General features: G+C 64.7%; 21 protein-coding genes. 8 read left to right on the top strand and 13 right to left on the bottom strand.

All coding sequences use genetic code 11. From position 1 onward, the window contains the following. Positions 1-135: 135 nt before the first annotated feature. Positions 136-1,389, top strand: coding sequence for a carbohydrate-binding protein (locus FLM21_RS04365; protein WP_148714397.1), 1,254 nt, complete (start codon positions 136-138; stop codon positions 1,387-1,389). 67 nt (positions 1,390-1,456) lie between these two features. Here the strand turns inward: FLM21_RS04365 and FLM21_RS04360 are convergent, their stop codons facing one another. The 13 genes from FLM21_RS04360 to FLM21_RS04300 all read right to left on the bottom strand — a co-directional run bounded on the left by FLM21_RS04360 (position 1,457) and on the right by FLM21_RS04300 (position 15,086). Then, positions 1,457-2,719, bottom strand: a complete 1,263-nt coding sequence (locus FLM21_RS04360) for an EAL domain-containing response regulator (protein WP_148714396.1) — start codon at positions 2,717-2,719, stop codon at positions 1,457-1,459. 11 nt (positions 2,720-2,730) lie between these two features. Next, complete coding sequence (locus FLM21_RS04355; protein WP_148714395.1) at positions 2,731-3,876, bottom strand: protein-glutamate methylesterase/protein-glutamine glutaminase; 1,146 nt, start codon at positions 3,874-3,876, stop codon at positions 2,731-2,733. Continuing rightward, positions 3,873-4,379 (bottom strand): chemotaxis protein CheD, encoded by a 507-nt coding sequence (locus FLM21_RS04350; RefSeq protein WP_148714394.1) that lies wholly within the window; start codon positions 4,377-4,379, stop codon positions 3,873-3,875. The genes FLM21_RS04355 and FLM21_RS04350 overlap by 4 nt, the downstream gene beginning before the upstream one ends. Then, positions 4,376-5,194, bottom strand: a complete 819-nt coding sequence (locus FLM21_RS04345; RefSeq protein ID WP_148717444.1) for a CheR family methyltransferase — start codon at positions 5,192-5,194, stop codon at positions 4,376-4,378. Before FLM21_RS04345 ends, FLM21_RS04350 begins: the two co-directional genes overlap by 4 nt. Before the next feature lie 18 nt (positions 5,195-5,212). Beyond that, the gene (locus tag FLM21_RS04340) at positions 5,213-5,749 is read right to left on the bottom strand and encodes a chemotaxis protein CheW (protein WP_148714393.1); all 537 of its coding nucleotides are present in this window, start codon (positions 5,747-5,749) and stop codon (positions 5,213-5,215) included. Positions 5,750-5,759: 10 nt separating this feature from the next. Beyond that, on the bottom strand, positions 5,760-7,379 hold the full coding sequence (locus FLM21_RS04335; protein WP_246120822.1) for a methyl-accepting chemotaxis protein: 1,620 nt from the start codon (positions 7,377-7,379) through the stop codon (positions 5,760-5,762). A gap of 31 nt (positions 7,380-7,410) precedes the next feature. Next, entirely contained in the window at positions 7,411-9,588 is a 2,178-nt protein-coding gene (locus FLM21_RS04330; RefSeq protein WP_148714391.1) for a chemotaxis protein CheA, read from the bottom strand. Between the two features lie 8 nt (positions 9,589-9,596). Next, complete coding sequence (locus FLM21_RS04325; RefSeq protein WP_148714390.1) at positions 9,597-9,926, bottom strand: STAS domain-containing protein; 330 nt, start codon at positions 9,924-9,926, stop codon at positions 9,597-9,599. Between the two features lie 20 nt (positions 9,927-9,946). Further along, positions 9,947-10,315, bottom strand: coding sequence for a response regulator (locus FLM21_RS04320; RefSeq protein ID WP_148714389.1), 369 nt, complete (start codon positions 10,313-10,315; stop codon positions 9,947-9,949). 41 nt (positions 10,316-10,356) lie between these two features. Further along, positions 10,357-11,451 carry a methyl-accepting chemotaxis protein gene (locus FLM21_RS20750; protein ID WP_187360087.1) on the bottom strand — a complete coding sequence of 365 codons (1,095 nt, stop codon included), beginning with the start codon at positions 11,449-11,451 and terminating at the stop codon, positions 10,357-10,359. Between the two features lie 222 nt (positions 11,452-11,673). Continuing rightward, positions 11,674-13,113 carry an ATP-binding protein gene (locus tag FLM21_RS04310; RefSeq protein ID WP_246120821.1) on the bottom strand — a complete coding sequence of 480 codons (1,440 nt, stop codon included), beginning with the start codon at positions 13,111-13,113 and terminating at the stop codon, positions 11,674-11,676. Positions 13,114-13,119: 6 nt separating this feature from the next. Further along, entirely contained in the window at positions 13,120-13,833 is a 714-nt protein-coding gene (locus tag FLM21_RS04305) for a response regulator (protein ID WP_148714388.1), read from the bottom strand. Beyond that, the gene (locus tag FLM21_RS04300; protein WP_148714387.1) at positions 13,830-15,086 is read right to left on the bottom strand and encodes an ABC transporter substrate-binding protein; all 1,257 of its coding nucleotides are present in this window, start codon (positions 15,084-15,086) and stop codon (positions 13,830-13,832) included. Before FLM21_RS04300 ends, FLM21_RS04305 begins: the two co-directional genes overlap by 4 nt. 472 nt (positions 15,087-15,558) lie before the next feature. Between FLM21_RS04300 and FLM21_RS04295 the strand changes: the two genes are divergently transcribed. The 7 genes from FLM21_RS04295 to FLM21_RS04270 all read left to right on the top strand — a co-directional run bounded on the left by FLM21_RS04295 (position 15,559) and on the right by FLM21_RS04270 (position 21,906). Beyond that, positions 15,559-16,803, top strand: coding sequence for an ABC transporter substrate-binding protein (locus FLM21_RS04295; protein ID WP_148714386.1), 1,245 nt, complete (start codon positions 15,559-15,561; stop codon positions 16,801-16,803). A 209-nt stretch (positions 16,804-17,012) separates the two neighbouring features. After that, entirely contained in the window at positions 17,013-17,927 is a 915-nt protein-coding gene (locus tag FLM21_RS04290; RefSeq protein WP_148714385.1) for a carbohydrate ABC transporter permease, read from the top strand. Positions 17,928-17,937: 10 nt separating this feature from the next. Next, on the top strand, positions 17,938-18,777 hold the full coding sequence (locus FLM21_RS04285) for a carbohydrate ABC transporter permease (protein WP_148714384.1): 840 nt from the start codon (positions 17,938-17,940) through the stop codon (positions 18,775-18,777). Between the two features lie 69 nt (positions 18,778-18,846). Beyond that, on the top strand, positions 18,847-19,968 hold the full coding sequence (locus FLM21_RS04280) for an ABC transporter ATP-binding protein (protein WP_148714383.1): 1,122 nt from the start codon (positions 18,847-18,849) through the stop codon (positions 19,966-19,968). A gap of 103 nt (positions 19,969-20,071) precedes the next feature. Next, positions 20,072-20,926, top strand: coding sequence for a transporter substrate-binding domain-containing protein (locus tag FLM21_RS04275; RefSeq protein ID WP_148714382.1), 855 nt, complete (start codon positions 20,072-20,074; stop codon positions 20,924-20,926). Positions 20,927-21,089: 163 nt separating this feature from the next. Continuing rightward, positions 21,090-21,263 (top strand): hypothetical protein, encoded by a 174-nt coding sequence (locus FLM21_RS20745; RefSeq protein WP_187360086.1) that lies wholly within the window; start codon positions 21,090-21,092, stop codon positions 21,261-21,263. Positions 21,264-21,495: 232 nt separating this feature from the next. Continuing rightward, positions 21,496-21,906 carry a GFA family protein gene (locus FLM21_RS04270; protein WP_148714381.1) on the top strand — a complete coding sequence of 137 codons (411 nt, stop codon included), beginning with the start codon at positions 21,496-21,498 and terminating at the stop codon, positions 21,904-21,906. Positions 21,907-21,919: the final 13 nt, after the last annotated feature.

Raw genomic sequence — 21,919 nt, 5'->3', positions numbered from 1 at the left:
TCAATCACTTGCCAATCTCACCTTCGCCATTCGTGAAGTAACCGGTGATCAGCCCTTACTTTGTGACGATGCCGTTGCCATAGTCAGCGCTGCCGCAGCATGACGGCATAGATCACAACAGGATGGAGAAGACGAATGAACAAGATGGGTGTATTGGGCGTGCTGACCGCACTGGCGACCGGTGTCGCCGGCGCGGCAGCCTTGCCGCAGTGGCAGGAAGGCGTGAGCTACGCCGTGGGCAACGTGGTGCAATACCAGGGTCAGCGCTATCAGACACTGCAGGCGCACACTGCCTGGCAAGGTGCAGGCTGGAACCCGGTGGCAGCCGTGTCGCTGTGGAAAACGCTCGGCAGCTGCACCAGCAGCGTCGGCGACCTGTGCAACCCGCCCCAGGCGACAGCGGTCGCTCCCACCACTTGGGCTGGTGGTGCCAAGGGCGCCTACAGCCTGGTGCACGATGACCTGTGCGCCTACATCACGGATGGCCAGATCCACCACGCCGCACCCGAGCTCGACAAGCGCGGGCTGCGCGCGGCCTTCGGCATCATCAGCGCCACCTGCGCGCCCTACCACTGGCAAGCGGCCAAATCCTTCGTCGCCGCCGGCCACGAAATCTTCAGCCACAGCCGCAACCATGTGAACAGCAATACCACTGCCTGGAACAACGAGGCCGAGATCGCCGGCTCCGCCGCCGACATCGCCGCCCACCTCGACGGCTATACGCCGAGCTTCTTCGCCTGGCCGTCCGATATCACGCCCGATGCGCCGCTGGCCTACCTGAAGTCACAGCCCGGCTACCTCGGTGGCCGCGCCGCCAACCGCGTCGACGAGAACGGCAACATCCAGTACGGCACCGCCGCTGGCGTGAACGCGGCCAACTTCGCCGACCCGTACGCGATCAAGTGGGACCTGTTCACCCAATCGGGCATCTGGTCGCTCTATCCGCAGGGCAGCGAAATCCTCAACCTGCACGTCGATGCCGCCATCGCCCAGGGCGGCTGGGCGCTACGCACCGCGCACGGCGTCGAGGACGGCTCCTGGGAGACCATCCCGCTGGCCCGCTACACCGCCCACCTCGACTACGTGAAGTCCAAGGTCGATGCCGGTGAGCTGTGGATGGCACCGCCGTCCGACGTGATCCGCTATCGCTTTGCCCGCGAAGCCTGCGGTCCGTCGGTGGTGAACGGCGATACGCTGCGCTTCCCGCAGAACGCCGATTGCCAGCGCTACGCCACCGTGCTGACGCTGGAATTCACCAGCGACAAGCCGGTGACGACCGCCAAAGCCGTCCAGGCTGGCGCCACGCTGCCGGTGCAGACGCTGGCCCCGGGGCGCTACCGGATCAGTGCCGACAACAGCAAGGGCGACGTGACGCTGCAGCTGAACTGAAGGCATTGATGGACAAACGCCCCGCAGCATGCGGGGCGTTTTTGTGTCGGTCACCCGCGCAGCAGGCTCAGGACAGGCCGTCGGATTTGTCGTGCAGTCGCCCTTCGCGCAGTGCGCGCAGGTGCTGGGTGTGCTTGCGCAGCCAGATCGGCAGCTCGTCACCCGGCATCGGCTTGGCGATCAGGTAGCCCTGGCCCAGCGTGCAGCCAAAATCCTGCAGCAGCTTCCAGTCCTCCACCGTTTCCACGCCTTCCGCGACGGTGATCAGGCTGAGGCGATTGGCCATGTCCAAGGCCGATTGCAGGATCACCCGCAAGTGATGCCGCTCGGCCGCGCCATTGACGAAGGAGCGGTCGATCTTGAGCTCGGTGAACGGGATGCGTGCCAGTTGCTGCATCGACGAGAAACCAGTGCCGTAATCATCGATCGACAGGCCAAAGCCCTTGAGCCGCAATCGCGCCAGGATGCCCAGCGCCGCGCCAAGATTGGCGACCACCGAGCTTTCGGTGATCTCCCACACCACCTGGTCTGCGCCGAGTGCATGGTGCTCCAACAGCTCGGCAGCCTCGCCGACGAAGTTGGTCGAATCGAGCAGGATGGGCGACAGATTGATCGCCACCGAGAGCCGCAAGCCATGCTTGTTCCAGCGGGCGATCTGGCCACAGGCCTGTTCAGCGATCTGCATCGTCAGCGCATGGATCAGACCATGCTGCTCGGCCATCGGGATGAAGCGGTCCGGCGGGATCATGCTGCCATCAGCCTGTGGCCAGCGCGCCAGCGCCTCCACCCCCTTGATCACGCCGGTGCGCACGTCCACCTTGGGCTGGTAGTACGGCACGATGCCGTTGGCCTCCAGCGCGGTGCGTAGCTCCTCCACGCCGAAGGTGGCTTCCTTGCGGCTGGGGCGCGCCGCCTGCGAGCGGCCGTAGCGCTGCAGCGCCGCGGCAAGCTGCGGCAGGTTCAGCGGCTTTTGCAGCGCGGCCAGCACTTGCATGCCAAGCGCCTGCACCATGGTCTCCACCGAGCTGATCAGCGCGCTTTCGCGACTGGAGGCCACGATCAGCGGCACATGCACGCTGCGCTGCGCCAGCTGCTGGATCAGCTCGACGCCGTCCATGCCCGGCATCTCCAGATCAATCACCAGCACGTTGGGCGGGATCGGCAGCTGCACCAGCATTTCCAGCGCCTCGACGCCGTTGCCGGCCTCGTAGATGACGCCAACACCCAGCTCGCGGCATAGCCCCACCGTATGCGCCCGCTGCACGGTGCTGTCGTCGACCACCAGAATGGCGTCGAGCTGCAGGGACAGGGGCTGGTTTTCCAGTTGCATGAAAAGGGTACTCAGCGCGCGAGGCGCTCGATAACGGATGAAATGCGTTCCAGCGGCAGCACCTCGCTGACGCCGCCCAACTGGATGGCTTCCTTGGGCATGCCGAATACCACGCAGGTCGCCTCGTCCTGCGCGTAGGTGGTGGCACCGGTGTCGTGCAGCTCTTTCAGCCCGCGTGCGCCGTCGTCACCCATGCCGGTCATGATGATGCCGATGGCGTTGCGGCCAGCGGCCTTGGCCACCGAGCGGAACAGCACGTCCACCGATGGGCGATGACGGCTCACCAGCGGACCATCCGCCACCTCCACGTAATATTGCGCCCCGCTGCGTTTCACCATCATGTGCTTGCCGCCTGGTGCGATCAGCGCAATGCCGGCGGCAACGCGGTCACCGTGCTTGGCCTCGCGTACCTCGACCTTGGACAGGCTGTTGAGCCGCGCGGCAAAGCTCTGGGTGAACTTCTCCGGCATGTGCTGCACCACCACGATGCCGGGGCTGGTGGCGGGTAGCGCGGTCAGCACCACTTCCAGCGCCTGCGTGCCGCCAGTGGAGGTGCCCAGCGCCACCAGCTTGTCAGTGGTGGGCAGGTGCTGGTTGGCTGAAGGCGCATCCAGCATGGCATCCGCGGTGAGCTTGGTGCCACCCATGCGTTCGTGCGAGGGCGGAGGTTCGCGTCGCGGCGCGCCGAGGCCAGCCGCTGGCGCAGGCAGCGGCATGGCGCTGCCGCCAGTCACGCCGGGATTGAGCCGCAGCCGCGATACCTTGGCCTGCGATGCCGCACGGATCGCCGAGACCAGATCCGCCGAGGCATCCTGCAGGAAATCCTTCAGCCCGATGGTGGGCTTGGTGATGATGCCGAGCGCGCCAGCAGCCAGCGCCTGCATGGTCACGTCGGCACCGCGCTCGGTCAGCGTGGAACAGATCACCACCGGCGTCGGGCGGATGGTCATCAGCTGCTTCATGAAGGTGATGCCATCCATACGCGGCATCTCGATGTCGAGCACGATCACGTCGGGCCAGTTGGCCTTCATCTTCTGCATAGCGAAGATCGGGTCGGACGCGGTGGCGATCACCTCGATGTCCCGATGCTTGGCCAGCACGTCCTGCATCACCTGCCGCACGACCGACGAGTCGTCGACGATCATCACCTTGATCATCCGCTCACTCCCGTCTTGGTTTTTTCCGATGTCGGCATCGCGCCGCCGTAGCGCACCCAGACCTCGCCGCGACCCACATCCACCCGCAGGTAGCGATACCCGCTGCCGCCCAGATCGCTGCCACCCAGCTTCATGCCCGACTGCTTCAGCAACTGGCGCGCGAAGCGGGCATTGCCCTCGCCCACGCTCTCGGTGACGGTGGGCGTATCGAACACCCGCGCACCGCCAAACAGCTTGGCCTCGAAATCCTCCGGGCCGTGGCCGGCGCGGCGCAGCTGCGCGAGCAGCAGGCGGAATGCATCCTCGCCATAGCGCCCATCGAGGGAGGCCACTCCCTTGGGCGCCACGATGCGCTCAGGCAACAGGAAGTGGCAGACGCCGCCGACCGCGCGCTCGCGATGGCGCAGCACGATGGCAACGCAGGAGCCCAGCAGCGTTTCGACAACGACATCGCCGCTGCCGAAATACAGCTCGCCCGGATTGAGGAACACGCGGCGGCTCATGGTGGCTTCCGGTAAATCGACGGCGCGACGGTCTCGAGCTGCAACGGCATGCCGTGCAGCGATTCCGAATGCCCGACGAACAGATGCCCGCCAGGCCGCAAATGGCGGGTCACGGCCTTCACCACCTCGATCTTGGTCGGCAGGTCGAAATAGATGATCACATTGCGCAAGAACACCACGTCGAACGGCCCCAGTCGCTGCGGCAGCGCCATCAGGTTGAGCTGGGAAAAACTCACCCGTTCACGCACGCTGCGACTGACCAGCAGTTGCCCGGCGTATTCGCCCTGGCCACGCAGGCAGTAGCGCTTCAGATATTCGGGCGGTACCTGCTCGCAGCGCACCATCGGATAGAGCCCGCGTCGCGCCTTGGCGAGGATGCGCTGGCTGATGTCCGAGCCGAACACGCTCCACGGCGCCTCGCCCAGCACATCGTCGAGCTGCATGGCGATGCTGTACGCCTCCTCGCCGCTGGAACTCGCCGCGCTCCACACCGCGAAGGCCTTGTCACGCGGGTGCCGCGGCAGGATCTGGCCGCGCAGGAAATCGAAGTGCTTCTTCTCGCGGAAGAAGTAGGTCTCGTTGGTGGTGATGAGATCGATCGCGCGCTGGCGCTCGGCCTGCGCCTCGGCGTGTTCGCTGGCGATCAGCCGGTGATAGTCGCGAAAGCTGTCGAGCCCGAGCTCGGCAATGCGCTTGGCGAGCCGACTCGCCAGCAGCGCCTTCTTCTCCCGCGACAGGTGCAGGCCGATATGCTGCTTGAACAGGCCCTGGAAGAGCTTGAGCTCCTCGTCGCTGACCAGAGGGGGCGCCTGCATCACGACCACGACCTCCTCCTATTCCAGCGTTTCCGGCTCGCCGGCGGCCACGCCAATCAGCGTGGCAAGCTCGTCGACGGACAGCACCTGATGGATATCGAGCGCGATCACGAAGCGATCGTTGAGATTGATCATCCCCTCGATGAACTCCGCGCGGATCTTCGCACCGAACGATGGCCGCGGTTCGATCTGGCCGGGCTCCACATCCAGCACCTCGTTCACCGCATCGACCAGCACGCCCAGCAACAACACCTGGCCTTCCTGCTCGAGCTCCATGATCACGATGCAGGTGCGGCGTGCGATCTCGGTCCGCTCACGACCAAAGCGCACCGCCAGATCGATCACCGGCACCACGGCGCCGCGCACATTGATCACGCCGCGCAGGAACGTGGGCATCAGCGGGATCTCGGTAAGGCCGGCGAATTCGATGATTTCGCGGATGCGTTCGATCGGCATGGCAAACAGCTCGCCCGCCAGCGTGAACGTGAGGTACTGCCGCGGAATGCCACGCTCTGCCAGTGCGGTGCCGCCTGCGGTGGTCGGATAGTTGGCCATGTCACCTCCCTCAAAAACGGGTGAACGACGATTCGTCCACGCCCTCGTCGTCGCTGCGCATGCGGCGCGACACGGCGCCAACCGACGCCGTACGGCGCGTGGTAGCAGCACGCGCCACCGGCGCACTGCCGATACGGAAGAACTGGATCAGCTCCTGCAGCTGGATCGCCTGCGCGCTCATTTCCTCGGCCGTGGAGCTCAGTTCCTCCGAGGCTGATGCGTTCATCTGCGTGGTCTGCGCCAGCTGGCTCACGGCCGTGTTGATCTGGTCGAGACCGGTGGTCTGCTCGCGGCTGGCGGCGGTGATCTCCTGCACCAGATCGGCGGTCTTGCGGATGGACGGCACCATCTGGTCGAGCAGCGTGCCGGCGCGTTCGGCCAGCGTCACGCTGTTGGCGGCCACTTCACCGATCTCCTGCGCCGCCACCTGGCTGCGCTCGGCCAGCTTGCGCACCTCGGCCGCCACCACGGCGAAGCCCTTGCCGTGCTCGCCGGCCCGCGCGGCTTCGATCGCGGCGTTCAGTGCCAGCAGGTTGGTCTGGTAGGCGATGTCGTCGATGATGCCGATCTTGCCGGCGATCTGCCGCATCGCCGAAACCGTCTGCTTCACCGCCTCTCCCCCTTCCACCGCGTGCTGCGCACTCTGCGTCGCCATGCCGTCGGTCACGCGGGCGTTCTCGGCGTTCTGCGCCACCGTGGCCGAGATCTCCTCGACCGAGGCGCTGGTCTCCTCGACGTTGGCCGCCTGCTCAGACGCATTCTGCGACAGCGCCTGCGCCGACGCGGACACCTCTTCCGACGCTGAGGCGATCGAGCCGGCGGCGCCGCGCACATCGCCGAGCACATCGGTGAGCTTGGCGATCATCTGCTGCATGCTGTAGAGCATGCTGGTCTGATCACCCTGGCGCAGATGCACATTCACCGTCAGGTCGCCATCGGCCACCTGCTGCAGGATGCGCACCGCTTCATCCGGCTCGCCACCGACCTGGCGGGTGACGATGCGCGCCAGCAGGACGCCCAGCACCACCGACAGCAGGAAGGAGGCAACGATGATGGCAATGGTGGTGGTGCGTACCGTGTCGATCTGTGCCGCATTGGCGGCGTTGGCGGCATCGGCCTGCTTCTCGTTGTCTACGGCAATGCCCTCGAACACGTCGTCGAGCTCGCCCAGCTTCTTGCGCAGATCGCCGTTGACCAGTTGTACCGCCTCGTCGTTCAGCCCCTGCTTCACCAGGCCATCGACCTTGTCGGACAGCTGCAGGTACTCGGGCAGGAGCCGATCAAGGTCAGCGCGCAACTTGGCCTCAACATCGGACGGCTCGGTCTTGGCGTAGATGCCCCAGTACTTATAGAAATTCTCGATATGGCTCTTGCCGCGGTTCACCGTTTCCGCGTAGACCGCCGGATCGCTGACCTGCGTCATCGATCTCACGACGCCACGGCTATGCAACAGGATGAACAGATTGGCCCGATCCATGTTGCTGATCGCCAGCAGGTTGGTCTTGTAGATCGATTCACCACCGGCGCCGACCTTTTCGATATTGACGAGCGCCCAGACACCGATCAGCAGCGTCAGCAAGGCCACCACCAGGAAGGCAGCCAGCAACTTGGTGCCCAATTTCAACCGCATGAACCAACCCATGATCAATTCCCCCTGAAAATCAGCCCGTTATGTGATGTTGGTGGGCCAGCTGCGCCACATTGGCGCGCATGGTTCTTTGTACGAGATGCGGCACGTCGAGGATCAGCGCCACGCGACCGTCGCCGAGGATGGTCGAGCCGCTGATGCCCTTGACCTCGCCGAACAGCAGGCCAAGCGGCTTGATCACCGCCTGGAATTCGCCCAACAGCTTGTCGACGACAAGGCCGGCGCGCTGCTGGCCGTATTGCACAACGACGAGGCTCTCGCGCACGTGCTCGGCTTCGGGCAGATCGAACAGCTCGCGCAACCGCACGAAGGGCAAGGGCTCGCCGCGCAGCTTGACGATGTTGTGCCGCATGTCGTGGCTGCTGATGTCGATGCACTCGATCACGAGCTCGAGCGGGATCACGAACTGCGAATCGCCGACCATGACCTGGAAGCCATCGATGATGGCGAGCGTCAGCGGCAGGCGGATGCGCACCGTAGTGCCCTGGCCCTGGCGGCTGACGATCTCCACCTCGCCACGCAGCGATTCGATGTTCTTCTTCACCACGTCCATGCCGACGCCGCGACCGGACAGGTTGGTGACCTGCTCGGCCGTGGAGAAGCCCGGCTCGAAGATCAGCCGGTAGATCTCGCCATCGGACAACTGCTGCTCGGCGCTGACGAGGCCGCGCTCGATGGCCTTGGCCAGGATGCGGTCGCGATCCAGGCCACGACCATCGTCGGAGACCTCGATCACGATGCTGCCGGACTCGTGGTAGGCGTTGAGCCGGAGCGTGCCCTCCACCGCCTTGCCGGCCATCACCCGCGCTTCCTTGCTCTCGATGCCGTGGTCCATCGCATTGCGCACGATGTGCATCAACGGATCGGACAGCTTTTCGACCATCGATTTGTCGAGCTCGGTGTCGGCGCCAGTCACCAGCAGCTGGATTTCCTTGCCAAGCTCGCGCGAGATGTCGCGCACCACGCGCGGGAAGCGCTGGAACACTTCGCCGATCGGCACCATGCGCAGCGTCAGCGCGGCATCGCGGATCTGCTCGACCAGGCTGGAAATGCCCTGGGTGGCCTCCTCGAAACGCGCGTGTTTCTCACGGTGGGCCACCAGGTTGGCAGCGGCACCGGCAATCACCAGCTCGCCGACAAGATCGATCAGCGCATCGAGCTTGCTGACCTCGACCTTGATGAACTTCTGCTCCTGGGTACGCTTTTCCTCGCCCTGCTTCTGCTTGGTGAGCGCCGCGGCCACCACGGCCTGCGGCACCTTGTCCTGCTCGACCAGCAGCGTGCCGAGCGGCTTGGCCGGCACCGGCTCGGCGGCCTGCTGCGCCAGCACGTTGTCGAGCTCGGACGGCGTCAGCGCGCCGCCCTTGACCAGAATTTCACCGAGCCGCCCGGCCGGCTCGGCCAACGACTGGATCAGGCCGATGTATTCGGCGATCTTGCCGTGCGGCGGCAGGATGCGGATCTCGCTGTCCTCGCGCACGAACTCGAACACGCCCTCGATGGTCTGGCGATCGGCGTCCGAAGCGAAGTCCACCTCGAAGCCGAGGTAACACGCTTCCGGGTCCATCACCCGCGCATCGGGCAATGCATCCGGCAGCGTGACGATATGGACGATACGGCCGATGGTGCCGAGGTAGCGCAGGAAGGACAGCGGGTCCATGCCGTTGCGCAACACGTCGGGCGAGAAGCGCAGCGAAAGATGCCAGTTGTCGCTGCTGACGGCGCTGCCGTCGTCCACTTCGATCTGCGCGGTGTCGGCGGCTGCACCCATGGCATGCACGGCGGGATGGGCCGCCGCGGTTACGCCGAGCAGGGCGTTGAGCGAGAGCTCCAGCCGGCCGCGCTTGACCGGATCCGGCTCCTCCTCTTCGCGGCGGGCGGCAATGGCTTCGACCAGCTCGCCAATGTAGTCGCCACATTCGAGCAGCAGCGACAGCAGGTTGGTATCAAGCGGCAGGCTGCCGTTGCGCACCTTGTCGAGTACGCTCTCGGCCACATGGGTGAAGCTGACGATGCGCTCGAATGCAAACAGCCCGGCCGAGCCCTTGATGGTGTGCGCGGCGCGGAAGATCGCGTTGATCGCCTCGCTGCTGGCCCCTTCGGCCTCGATCTGCATCAGCGCCATTTCCATGGCGGCCAAGAGTTCGCGCGCCTCCTGCACCAGCGCGTCGCGTGCGTTGTCCATGTCCATGATCGACCTCAGCGGCTAGCGTTGGGAATGAGCACCGGATCGCCCAGCGTGCCCGCCAGGTCGAGAAGCTCCAGTACCGAGATCACCGCCGGGCTGTGGCCGCTGTAGGCGAGTGCCCGGCCGTGCCGCGCCGCCTCGCGCTTGGCGAGCAGCAGCAGCTGCACGCCAGCGGTATCGAGTTCGTCGACGCCGGACAGATCGATGGTCAGCGGCGGGCCGCCGCCCTCGCCGAGTGCGGCAAGCAGCACATCCTTGAGTTCTGCGGCATGAAAGATGGTGAGTTCGCCATCGAGGCGGAACTGGGCGCTTTCACCTTCGGCTAACGCGGTCAGCGGCATGGCGGCTCCCGGCTTGGGGTTCAGGGCAGGACCAGCTTGGCGACGGCGTCGAGCAGCACCGGCGGCTGGAACGGCTTCAGCACCCAGGCGCGCACGCCGGCGGCCTTGCCTTCCTGCTTCTTGGTCTCGTCGCCCTCGGTGGTCAGCATGATGATGGGCGTGAACTTGTAGTTGGGCAGTTGCTTGGCGGCCTTCACGAACGACAGGCCGTCCATGTTGGGCATGTTCACGTCCGAGATGATCAGGTTGTACTTGCGGCCGTCGAGCTTGCCGAGTGCATCGCGGCCGTCGCTGGCCTCGACCACCTCGTATCCGGCGCCCTTTAGGGCGATGCCCACGGTCTGGCGCAGGCTGAACGAATCGTCGACGATCAAAATGGTCTTGCTCATGAATTACCCTTGCGAGAAATAACCGGAAAACGGGAAAAGGCTCAGAAGAAATCGACCTGCGAGCTCGCCACGTTGGCGTTCTGCCGGCCGCCATGCGCCTGGCGTTGCTCCATGGTGGTGTAGGTGCGTTCGAGCTCGGCAAGCCACTGTTCGCGCGCCGGCAGCGTGCCGCGCCCGGCGACGAAGGTATTGAGCTTGTCCATGTCGCGCTGCACATGATCGAGAATCTGGCTGACCCGGTCCTGGAACTGCAGGTTGACCAATACGTCCTGCACCTCCTGCTCGACCGCGCGGCTCTCACCCTCGAGCTGGGCCACGGTGCTCGACAGGTGCTCGGCCGCCTGCTGGAAGCGGCCCAGCACCTGGCCGACCACGTTCTTCGATTCGCCGATCATCGAGACCTCGTCGGCCGACAGCCGTTGCGCGGTGGCCAGCGCGCCACCGATGGTCTGGTTGATCGAATCCACCTTGCTGCGGATGCGCTTGCCGGTCTCGCCCGACATATTGGAAAGCTTGCGCACCTCGTCCGCCACCACGGCAAAACCACGACCGGCCTCGCCGGCACGGGCCGCTTCGATGGCCGCGTTCAGCGCCAGCAGGTTGGTCTGGCCGGCAATCTCGGCCACATCGCTCGCCATGCGCTTGAGTTCGTCGTTGAACTGCCCCAGGCCCTCGATCTCCTTGAGCAGCGCCTCGCGTGCCGCCAGCACCTGCTCCAGCGCGTCGACGATGCGGCCCAGCATGCCCTCGGCGTCGTGGATCACGTCCATCACCTCGCCACTCTGCCCACCGCCAGCCAGCGCGACGGTGCCGGACAAACGCTGGTTGATGCCGGCAAAGCGCATGGCCAGATTGTCGATGGCATCCTGGGTCTGGCTGCGGGCAAGGCCGACATGGCGGTGCCACAGCGGCAACACGCCTTCGACGAGGTCCGCCAGTGGCGCCGTCACCGGTACTTCCGGCCGCGCCGGCTCGTAGCGGTTCGGCTCGACGACAGCAGCGGGTTCAGGCCGTGTCAGCCATAGCAATGCGCCGCCGAACAGCAGGCCGGCGATCAGCCCCCACCACCACACGGATGCCAGTAACAGGAAGACGACGAGTTGAACCAGGGCGAGGACCAGGGAGGGGATACGCATGGATTTGTCAGCATCTAGAGATAAGCGGAGACCGGCACTGGTATGGGCCCGCAGGCCCGCTTTCACCTTAGTCCCGTTCGGCAGAATTCACAGGCTTTTTCAGCGGTGCACGACAGCGAGAATGCTTCGGCATGGCCATGCCGATCAAATATAAACACGCACTAATATTTGACGGCAATACGCGCCATCGCGGTGCAGCAAGCACGCAACAAGACAGCGGGATCAGCTGTGACGGCCGGGTAGCAGCAGGCGGGCGACGAGGCCGCCGTCCGGGTGATTGGCGAGGGAGAGTTCGCCACCGTGGGCGTGGATGATGTTGCGGGCAATCCCGAGGCCCAGGCCCATGCCGCCGCTGTTGCTCTGGCGGCCATGTTCCAGCCGCACATAGGGCTGGAACAGCGTATCGCGCACCTCGTCGGGCACGCCGGGGCCATAGTCGCGGATGGTGAGTTCGACGGTGTCACCGGCCTCGGACAGCAACACTTCGGCACGGCCGCCGTACTTGACGGCGTTGTCGATCAGGTTGGTGATGGCGCGCTTGAGCGCGAGCGGCTTGGCCTCGACGGTAACCGCGCCACCGGCGAACGCCACCTCCTGCCCCGCCAGCTTGGCATCGGCCACCAGCCGTTCGATCAGGCTGTCGAGCCGCATGGCAGTACGGTTCTCATGGATGTCGGTGTCCTTCACGCTTTGCAGCGCGCCCTTCACCATCACGTCGAGCTCATCGAGATCCTCGTGGAATTCCTGGCGTGCCTCGTCGTCATCCAGCAGCTCGGTACGCAGCTTGAGCCGGGTGATCGGCGTGCGCAGATCATGCGAGATCGACGAGAACAGCCGCTCCCGGTCGTCGATGAAGCGCTGGATGCGATCCTGCATCGCGTTGAACGCGCGCGCCGTGGCGACGAACTCGCGACTGCCCTCCTCGGGCACCGCCTCGGTCAGCCCGCCCTGGCCGAAGGCCTGCGCCGCATCGGCCAGCTTGGCCAGTGGCTGGGTCAACCAGCGCACCACCAGCAAGGACAGCAACAGTACCGAAACCAGCGTGGCGAGCTGCAAGGCCAGCCGGTCGGCGGTCAGCGGGTTGTCGCTGTCCATGAAGTAGGGATCGGGCATCAGCGCGGCCAGATACACCCACTCGCCGGCAGCGAGCTCGGCCTGGATCACCAGGATCGGCGCCGGGCGCGGCTTGACGATCAGCGTGTGCTGCACCCAGTCGTCCGGCAGATCCGACAGCAGCACGCCGTTGTCGCCCACCTGCAGGTCCTGCGGTGAGGCGAAGGCGATGCGGTAGTCGACGAGGCGCGGCAATTCACGCTTGAGCGTGGCGTCCAGCGTCGTCAGCACCGCCTGCGACAGCTCGGTCGGCGCGATCGGCGTCACCGGGATCTCGCCACCATTGGTGTTGACGAAGAAGCGGGTGCCGCCCATTTCGCGCAGCTGTTCGATCAGGAGCGGGCGGTAGTTCACCGGCAGGCTTTTGAAGAAACGTACCGCCGCCGCCGCCGAGCGCCCGAGATGCTGCGCCGCTGCCGTGGCCTCGCCTTCGGCCTGGGCGCGGATCTGCTGTGCCCAGATCAGGTTGGCGATCAGCTGGGTGACGAGCACGCCCGCCAGCATCACCAGCGTGAGCCGTCCCCACAGCGAACGCGGCAACCAGCGCACCGGCAATCAGCCCCGTTCGGCGGCGACTTCGGCCGAGAACACGTAGCCGCTGCCACGCACGGTCTTGATCAGCTGCGCTTGGCGGCCGTCGTCGTTCAAGCGCTGGCGCAGCCGGCTGACCTGCACGTCGAGCGAGCGATCGAGCGGGCCCAGATCACGCCCGCGCGTCTCCTCGGCGAGGATGCTGCGATCAAGCACCTCGCCCGGATGCTCGACGAAGTACTTCAACAGCTGGAAATCGAGGCCGGTGAGCTTGATCTCGACGCCGTCCGGGTCGGTCAGCGTGCGCCCGACCACGTCGAGCACGTAGCCCGCGAAGCGGAAATAGCGTGGCGGTGCGGCGTTGTCGAGGCCGCTGCGGCGCTGGATCGCCTTGATCCGCGCCAACAGTTCGCGCGGATTGTACGGCTTGCCCAGATAGTCGTCAGCGCCCATCTCCAAGCCGACGATCTTGTCGGTGTCGTCCGCGCTCGCGGTCAGCATGATGATGGGGAGCTGTGAGCGCTTGCGGATGTAGGCGCAGAGCTGGAAGCCATCGGTATCGGGCAGCATCACGTCGAGGATGATCAGCGAGAGCTCGTCGCGATAGCGCTCGAACTCCTGCATGAAGCTGGCGCCGTCCTGCGCCAGGCGCACCTCGAACTGGTTCTTTTCCAGATAGGCCTTGAGCAGGGTGCGGGTCTTCTGGTCGTCGTCGACGATCAGGATCTTGCGGTTCATCGCGGCGTTCTCCGCACGCCTGTATCGTTCTGCAGGGCGCGCATGATGGTGGCGAGCCGGCGTTGTACTTCGGTCGCCGCCACTTGGTCATCGGTAAAGTAACGGTAGATCTGGGCGATGATGGCATCCTTCATCGCTTCATCGGTCGCCATGCGGTGGACGATGCTCGGCGCCTGTACCGCTGCGCCACGGCTGAACGTCTGCCAGGAATCGCGGCCGCAGCTGTCGAGCGCGGCCGGGTCGATGTCGCGCCGCACCGGCACCGAGCCTTTGATGCGATTGTAAGCCAGTTGCAGCGGCACGCTCGCCAAGCTGCGCGCCATCGTTTCCTGCTCGCGCTGCTTGCCGTAGCCGCCCGCCATCATGGCAAAGGTGTCGACGCTGTAAAGATGCGCACCGCCGGTGCCGGGCACCGCGATGCAAGCGAACTCGCGGTCGACATCAAGCCCCAGGCTCAAGAGTTCCCCCCGCGCCCAATCGCCCATGATCCACATCGCGGCATCGCCGCGGGCAAAGCTGCGCGCCACTTCCTCCCAGCCACGCTGCGGCACCGGTTGCGCCATCCAGCGCTTGAGGCTGCGCAGGCGCTCCAAAGCACGGAATACCCGTGGATCGAACCAGTCGTCCGGGCGGCGCAGTTGCAGCAGCTGCTTGTAATAGGCGGCACCGGTCTCCGCCAGCAGCAGGGTTTCGAACAACGTCGCCACCTGCCACGGCTCGCTGCTCTGGGCCAGCGGCGTGATGCCGGCGCGCTGCAGCCGCGCAGCCACCCGCTCGAACTCGGCCCAGTTGCGCGGCGGGCGCAGGCCTTGCTCGACAAACAGCTTGGGCTGGTAATACAGGGTGTTGATCCGGTGCAGGCCCACCGGCACTGCCACCGTATGCCCTTGCACCCGCACCAGCGCGGCAATGGTGGGGAAGAAGGCCGCCGACCAGCCCTCATCCATCGCCACATCGTCGAGCTCCAGCAGCAGGCCAAGCTCGCCCCAGTCGTCGAGCGTAGGGCCGATCAGCTGCGCCACATCCGGCGCTCGGCCGGACAGCACGCGGCTCTTCAGCACCTTGAAGGCACCGATGCCGGCGCCGCCGGGGATGGCGGCGTCACGCCAGACGATGCCTTCGTCCTGCAGCGCACCCGCGAGCGTATTGGCGGCCTGACGCTCGCTGAGCGAGGTCCACCAATGCAGCACGTCGAGCGTCTGCGCGGCCGAAGCCGTCGTGATCCACAGCAGGCACAGCAGCCCGGCGCCCATACGCCACAGCCACTGCCCCGCCCTCCCCATCGCATGCATTGTTCTGAACCTGTCGCCTGCCCGCCGTTGCGGCGCCGAGCATAGCGTAATCATCCCGGCATATTTGTAACATTACCTTGCATTTTCTTGCGCAGCATTGTGCTGGGAGGAAATCTTCCACTTGTCGCTGCAAGACGGCGTCCACCCTGCATGAACGGTCCGTCAACGCAGCACTTGTGCGGCTTTATCCGTTCCTTGCAACGCAGCCAAACGCCAGTGGCATCACCGTGCTTGCCATTCGTCTGGCTGCACCGTGTAAAGAAATGCAACATACCCCATTGGCAATCCAAACACAAAAACCTTCAATAACAAACACTTAACAACAATAAGCAGCTAATGATACGCCGCATGGCGTCACGAAAACCCGGGTGCTAAGTTGCATCGTCCCGCATTGATCCGCGGGCTTTTACAGGATCTGAGGAGATACCCTGAAATGAAGAACATTCGCTTGACCCAAGGCGCCCTGATCGCCGCCATGCTCGCAGCCGGTGCCGCCCAGGCAGGCACGCTGACCATCGAATCGTGGCGCGTCGACGACAAGGGCCTGTGGGAAGACGTGCTGATCCCCGCGTTCCAGAAGAAGAACCCGGGCATCCAGGTGAAATTCTCGCCGACCGCTCCGACCGAATACGACTCCGCCCTGCAAGCCCGCCTGAACGGTGGCACCGCAGGCGACCTGATCACCTGCCGCCCGTTCGACAAGTCGCTCGACCTCTACAAGAAGGGCAACCTCGACAAGCTCGACGGCAAGGGTGGCATGCAGAACTTCCCGGCCTCGGCCAAGGTGGCGTGGCAGACCGACGACGGCAAGGATACCTTCTGCATGCCGATGGCGTCGGTGATCCATGGCTTCTTCTACAACAAGAAGATCTTCAAGGACCTGAACCTGCAACCGCCGAAAACCATCGACGAGCTGCACAAGGTTTCCGAGGCCGTGAAGAAGGCCGGCAAGACCCCGATCGCCCTGGGTACCGCCGACCAGTGGGAATCGAGCCAGATCGTGTTCACCGGCATCGGCCCCAATTTCTGGAAGGGTGAGGAAGGCCGCAAGGCGCTGATCGCCGGCAAGGCCAAGTTCACCGATCCGCAATTCGTCGCAGCCTGGGAAGAAATGAGCAAGTGGGGCCCGTACCTGGCCAAGGGCTACAGCGCCCAGACCTACGGCGACACCCAGAACCTGTTCGCTTCGGGCCGCGCCGCCATGGTTGCCGCCGGTTCGTGGGACATCGGCTACTACAACCAGCAAGGCGTGGACTTCGGCGCCTTCCCGCCCCCGGTCGCCAAGGCCGGTGACAAGTGCTACATCTCCGACCACACCGACATCGGTCTGGGCGTGAACAGCAAGTCCAAGAACAAGGCCGACGCGCAGAAATTCCTGGAATGGGTGGGTAGCCAGGAATTCGCCGATCTCTACACCAACAAGGTGACCGGCTTCTTCTCGCTGTCCAACCACCTGATCGCCGTGAAGGACCCGGTGGCCAAGCAGATGATCGACTGGCGCAAGACCTGCGGCTCGACCATCCGCCTGAACGCCCAGATCCTGAACCGTGGCGAGCCGAACATGGAAACCGAACTCTGGACCGTCAACTCGGCCGTGCTGAACGGCAAGATGACGCCGAAGGCAGCCGCCGACCGCATCCAGAACGGCTTCTCCAAGTGGTACAAGCCGGCCAAGTAATCGGCCGCATGCGGCAGCGCCCCGCGGCGCTGCCGCCTACCGAGCAATGATGTCGCGTACTGGAGCGCGGCGTCACGGCGCATCGAATGGGTCTTCCTCTCCATTCAACTCGTCTTGGCCGGCGGCCCAGCCGCCGGCCCTTTTTTTGCCTGTTGCGACGTGGGCTTCTAGCCTGATAACCATCGCACCATGAATTCGGAGTACCTGCCATGAAAAAGCCGTTGCCTTGGCATATCGTGGTCTTCCTCGCCCCGGCATTGCTGATCTATGTCGTGTTCAGCGCATGGCCGCTGATCGACACGCTGCGGCTCGGCTTTTACGTGACGAGCGACACCGGCAGCCAGCATTTCGCCTGGCTCGCCAACTACAAGATGCTGATGTTCGACCCGCACTGGTCCGAAGGCTTCTGGAACGCCATGGGGAACAACTTGAAGTTCTTCCTCGTGCACATGCTGATCCAGAACCCGATCGGCCTGCTGCTCGCTGCCCTCTTGAGCATGCGCGGCGTGCGTGGTGCCAAGGTCTACCAGACCGTGCTGTTCCTGCCGACGCTGCTGTCGGTGGTGATCATCGGCTTCATCTGGCAGCTGATCCTGTCGCCGCTGTGGGGCGTTTCCGAAACGCTGCTCGGCTATGTTGGCCTCGCCGACTGGTTCCAGCCGTGGCTCGGCCAGGAGGAAACCGCGCTCTACACGCTGTCGATGATGTCGGTGTGGCAGTTCGTCGGTATCCCGATGATGCTGATCTACGCCGCGCTGATCGCGATCCCGGACGAGATCATCGAAGCCGCCGTGGTGGAAGGCGCTTCGGCCTGGCGCATCTTCTGGACCATCCGCGTGCCGCTGATCCTGCCCACGCTGGGCCTCGTCACCATCCTCACCTTCGTCGGCAACTTCAATGCCTTCGACCTGATTTACTCGGTGAAGGGTGCACTCGCCGGCCCCAACTACAGCACCGACATCCTCGGCACCTATTTCTACCGCGCCTTCTTCGGCTACCAGAGCCAGTTGGGCAGCGCGACGCTCGGCGCCGCAGTGGCCACGCTGATGTTCCTGGTGATCCTTGCGGGCGTCGGCGTGTACTTCTTCTTCGTGCAGCGCAAGCTGCAGCGCTTCAGCTTCTGAGGAGCCGGCCATGCAACACAAGGTAACCCGCTTCGCCGGATCGACGTTCACCCACGTGATCCTCGCCGGCTACTCGATCATGGCGCTGTTCCCCATCGTGCTGATCGCGATCAACGCCTTCAAGGACCGCGCCTCGATCTTCGATTCGCCGCTGGCGCTGCCCAACAGCGAGTCGTGGTCGCTGATCGGCTTCGAAAAAGCGATGAAGAACGCGCACTTCTTCAGCTTCTTCGGCAACAGCATGATCGTCACCGTGACCTCGCTGTTCTTCATCCTGCTGTTCGGCGCGATGGCAGCCTGGGCGCTGTCGGAATACAAGTTCCGCGGCAACCGCTGGCTGATGGCACTGTTCGCCTTCGGCATCATGGTGCCGATCCGCTTGGGCACCGTGTCCATCCTCAAGATCATGGTATCGCTGGAGCTGGTGAACACGCTGACTGCGCTGATCCTGGTCTACATCGCGCAGGGACTGCCGCTGGCGATCATGATCCTCAGTGAATTCATGCAGCAGATCCCCAAGGAATTGAAGGAAGCCGCGCGCTGCGACGGCGTGGGCGAATTCAAGATCTTCTTCCAGGTGATCCTGCCGCTGATCCGCCCGGCCGTCGCCACCGTGGCCGTGTTCACCATGGTGCCGATCTGGAACGACCTGTGGTTCCCGCTGATCCTGGCCCCGGGTGAGGAAACGCAGACCATCACGCTGGGCGTGCAGCAGTTCATCGGCCAGTACGCGACCGACTGGAACGCCGTGCTCGCCTCGCTCTCGCTCGCCGTGCTGCCGGTGCTGGTGCTGTACATGTTCTTCTCGCGCCAGCTGATCCGCGGCATTACCGCCGGCGCCGTCAAGTAAACACGCTTCCACCCGCTTCAAGAATGACCGGGCGCTGCCAGCGCGCAGCGCCCCACAATGGAGACCACCATGTCCCACGTATCGCTGAAAAACCTGAAGAAAAGCTACGACGGCAAGACCGATGTGCTTGCCGGCATCAACCTGGAAATCGAGGACGGCGAATTCGTCGTGCTGGTCGGCCCATCGGGCTGCGGCAAGTCGACGCTGCTGCGCATGCTGTCCGGCCTGGAGGAAATCTCCGGTGGTGACCTGGAGATCGATCACAAGCGCGTGAACGACCTGCCGCCGGCCCAACGCGGCATCGCCATGGTGTTCCAGAGCTACGCGCTCTACCCGCACATGAATGTGTACAAGAACATGGCGTTCGGCCTGAAGATCCATGGCGCGAGCAAGGATGAGATCGAGCGCCGCATCAAGCACGCCGCCAGCATCCTCAAGATCGACCACCTGCTGACCCGCCTGCCGCGCGAACTGTCCGGCGGCCAGCGCCAGCGTGTAGCGATCGGCCGCGCCATCGTGCGCGAACCCAAGCTGTTCCTGTTCGACGAGCCGCTGTCCAACCTCGATGCCGCGCTGCGCGTACAGACCCGGCTCGAGATCGCCAAGCTGCATCGCGACCTCAACGCCACCATCGTCTACGTGACGCACGATCAGGTCGAAGCCATGACGCTGGGCGACAAGATCGTGGTGATGCACGACGGCCACATCCAGCAGGCTGGCACGCCGCTGGAGCTGTACCAGCGCCCGGCCAACCTGTTCGTCGCCACCTTCATCGGCTCGCCCAAGATGAACCTGCTCGAAGGCGTGGTCGCCGAAGCCTCCGCCACTGGCGTGACGGTGACGCTGGCCGGCGGCCAGCTCTTGAAGGCCGAGGTCGATGCCAGCCGCGCCACCATCGGCGATCGGGTCACCATCGGCATCCGCGCCGAGCACCTGTGGGAGAACAGCGAGGGCAGCGAACGCTTCGCCGGCACCGTCAACCTGGTCGAGCACTTGGGTGAAGCCAACTACCTGTACGTGACGCTGTCGACCGGTCAGGACATCGTGGTACGCGGCAATGGCGAGCGCGAAGTGGAGCTGGGCCAGGCGATCACCATGTCGGCCCCGGCCGCCTCGTTCCACGTGTTCGACCGCGATGGCATGGCGTTCAACCGCCTGAAGCCGGGCAACCTGCGCTCGTCCAAGGGCTGAGCGCGGCTGTCCTGCGTTGTGAAGGGCACCCCTGCGGTGCCCTTTTTTCTGGCCGCGCTCAGCACGCGGACACGATCCCCTGTAAGCCAGCTACACTGCAGCCATGCGTCCGCTCCGTTCCACCTTCCTGATGCTTGCCGCGCTGCTCGCGCTCGGCGCCGGCCCGGCCCACGCCGTGCTGCGCATCGCCGTACCGCACGACGTGCTGGTGGACTACGAGAAGCTGGTCGCCGGCCGCAGCGTCGCCAGCATCCGCGACTACAGCGGCCCCGGCGCACGGCGTGACACGGTCGAGCTCATCCTGTTCCAGCAGGCGCTGCGCCTCGGCGGGGAACACGAGCCGGTGGAATTCTCCACGCTGAACAGCTACGCCCGCATCCTGCAGGAAGTGGAAAACGGCAGCATCGTCGCTGGCGGCACCTCGGTATGGGCCGCGGACGTGGTCGACCGCCCGATCCGGTTATCGCGCCCCTTGATCGAGGAAGGCGAGTACGTGGTCGGGCTGTATGCCTATGCCGGCAACCCCGCCGCGCTCGCCACACCACCGGCGCAGTTCCCGCAGAAGACCGCCATCACCAACAAGGCGTGGACCAACGACGTGGCCACGCTGCAACGGCTGGGCTTCAATCATATCGAGAGCGCCCCCACCTTCCCGATGATCGCGCGCATGCTCAAGGCCAGCCGCGCCGACATCACGCTGGTCTCGTTCAAGCCCACGCCCGATCTTTCCTTCGAGCTGGAAGGCATCAAGCTGATGCCGCTGGCCGGCTACAAGGTGGCAATGCCGGGCAGCCGCCATTTCCCCATCGCCGCCACACCCACCGGCCAGCGCGTCTCCCGCGCGCTCGACATCGGCCTCTCAAGGCTGCGTGCCGAAGGCCGTATCCGTCAGGCCTACGAGGCCGGCGGCTTCTTCAACAGCCGCGTCACCAACTGGAAGCTGCTGAATCCGCGCTGAGCCAGCACCGTGCGATACGGCATTGCCGCGTGCATATCCCAAGCAGTGACCGCAGTAGGACCCTGCCTACGTGAGGCTCAGCAGCGTACCGATCCGTCATCCCCCTCCGCCTGCTTAAAGTGGGAAGGCTGCCGGGTCACCGGCTGGTACAAGGAGTCTCGCCATGTCATTCGTGCTGTTTCTGCTCGGGCTGGTGCTACTGGTCGGCGGTGTCGCCTGGGGCCTGATCACCGCTGGCGTCGCTACCGTTTATGTCGGCATCACCAGCGTGATCGTGCTCGGTATCGGCATCATGGTGGCGGTATCACGAACCCGGTTGAAGGATCCACCAGGCTGACCACACGCGCATCCGCCCGGAATGGCCCGCGCTGCGGGCCATTGTTTTTGCGGTTTATTCGAAGCCTACGGCCACGCCCTTGAGCTGTCGGCATCAGGCATCAGGCATCAGGCATCAGCAGACTTTCGGACATGCACCAGAGCCGACTACAGCTCCTGCCCCACGAACAACGCGAGTGATGGAACGACTCGCCTCGCGATGATGGCGAGCCTTCGAGCGCTACACTGACGGAATGACCCAAGCCCCGACCCGAACCCTATTCGGCCAGTGTCTATGCGGCGCCATACGCTACGCGGTCGAAGATGCCTTCGAATACGCACTGAACTGCCATTGCTCGCAGTGCCGCCGCGCCACCGGTGCCGCGTTCAAGTCGTTCGCCGGCATCAAACGCGACAAGCTCACCGTGCACGGTAGTGGCGAAGCGCTGCTGCGCTACGGCGACGGTGCCGATCACGACATCCGCTGTGGCCGGTGCGGCTCGCTGCTTTATTCGGTGGTGCACGACGGCACCTACGTGCACGTGACGCTGGGCACGCTGCAGGATGCGCCCAGCCTGCGCCCCACGGCGCATATCTTCGTCGGCTCCAAGGCGCCCTGGTTCGAGATTACCGACGCGCTGCCGCAATACGCGGAGTTCAACTAGGGCGACACCAGCC

Origin of the sequence: Chitinolyticbacter meiyuanensis, assembly GCF_008033135.1 — a bacterium.
Taxonomy (GTDB): domain Bacteria; phylum Pseudomonadota; class Gammaproteobacteria; order Burkholderiales; family Chitinibacteraceae; genus Chitinolyticbacter; species Chitinolyticbacter meiyuanensis.
This window is presented reverse-complemented; position numbering and strand designations above follow the sequence as displayed.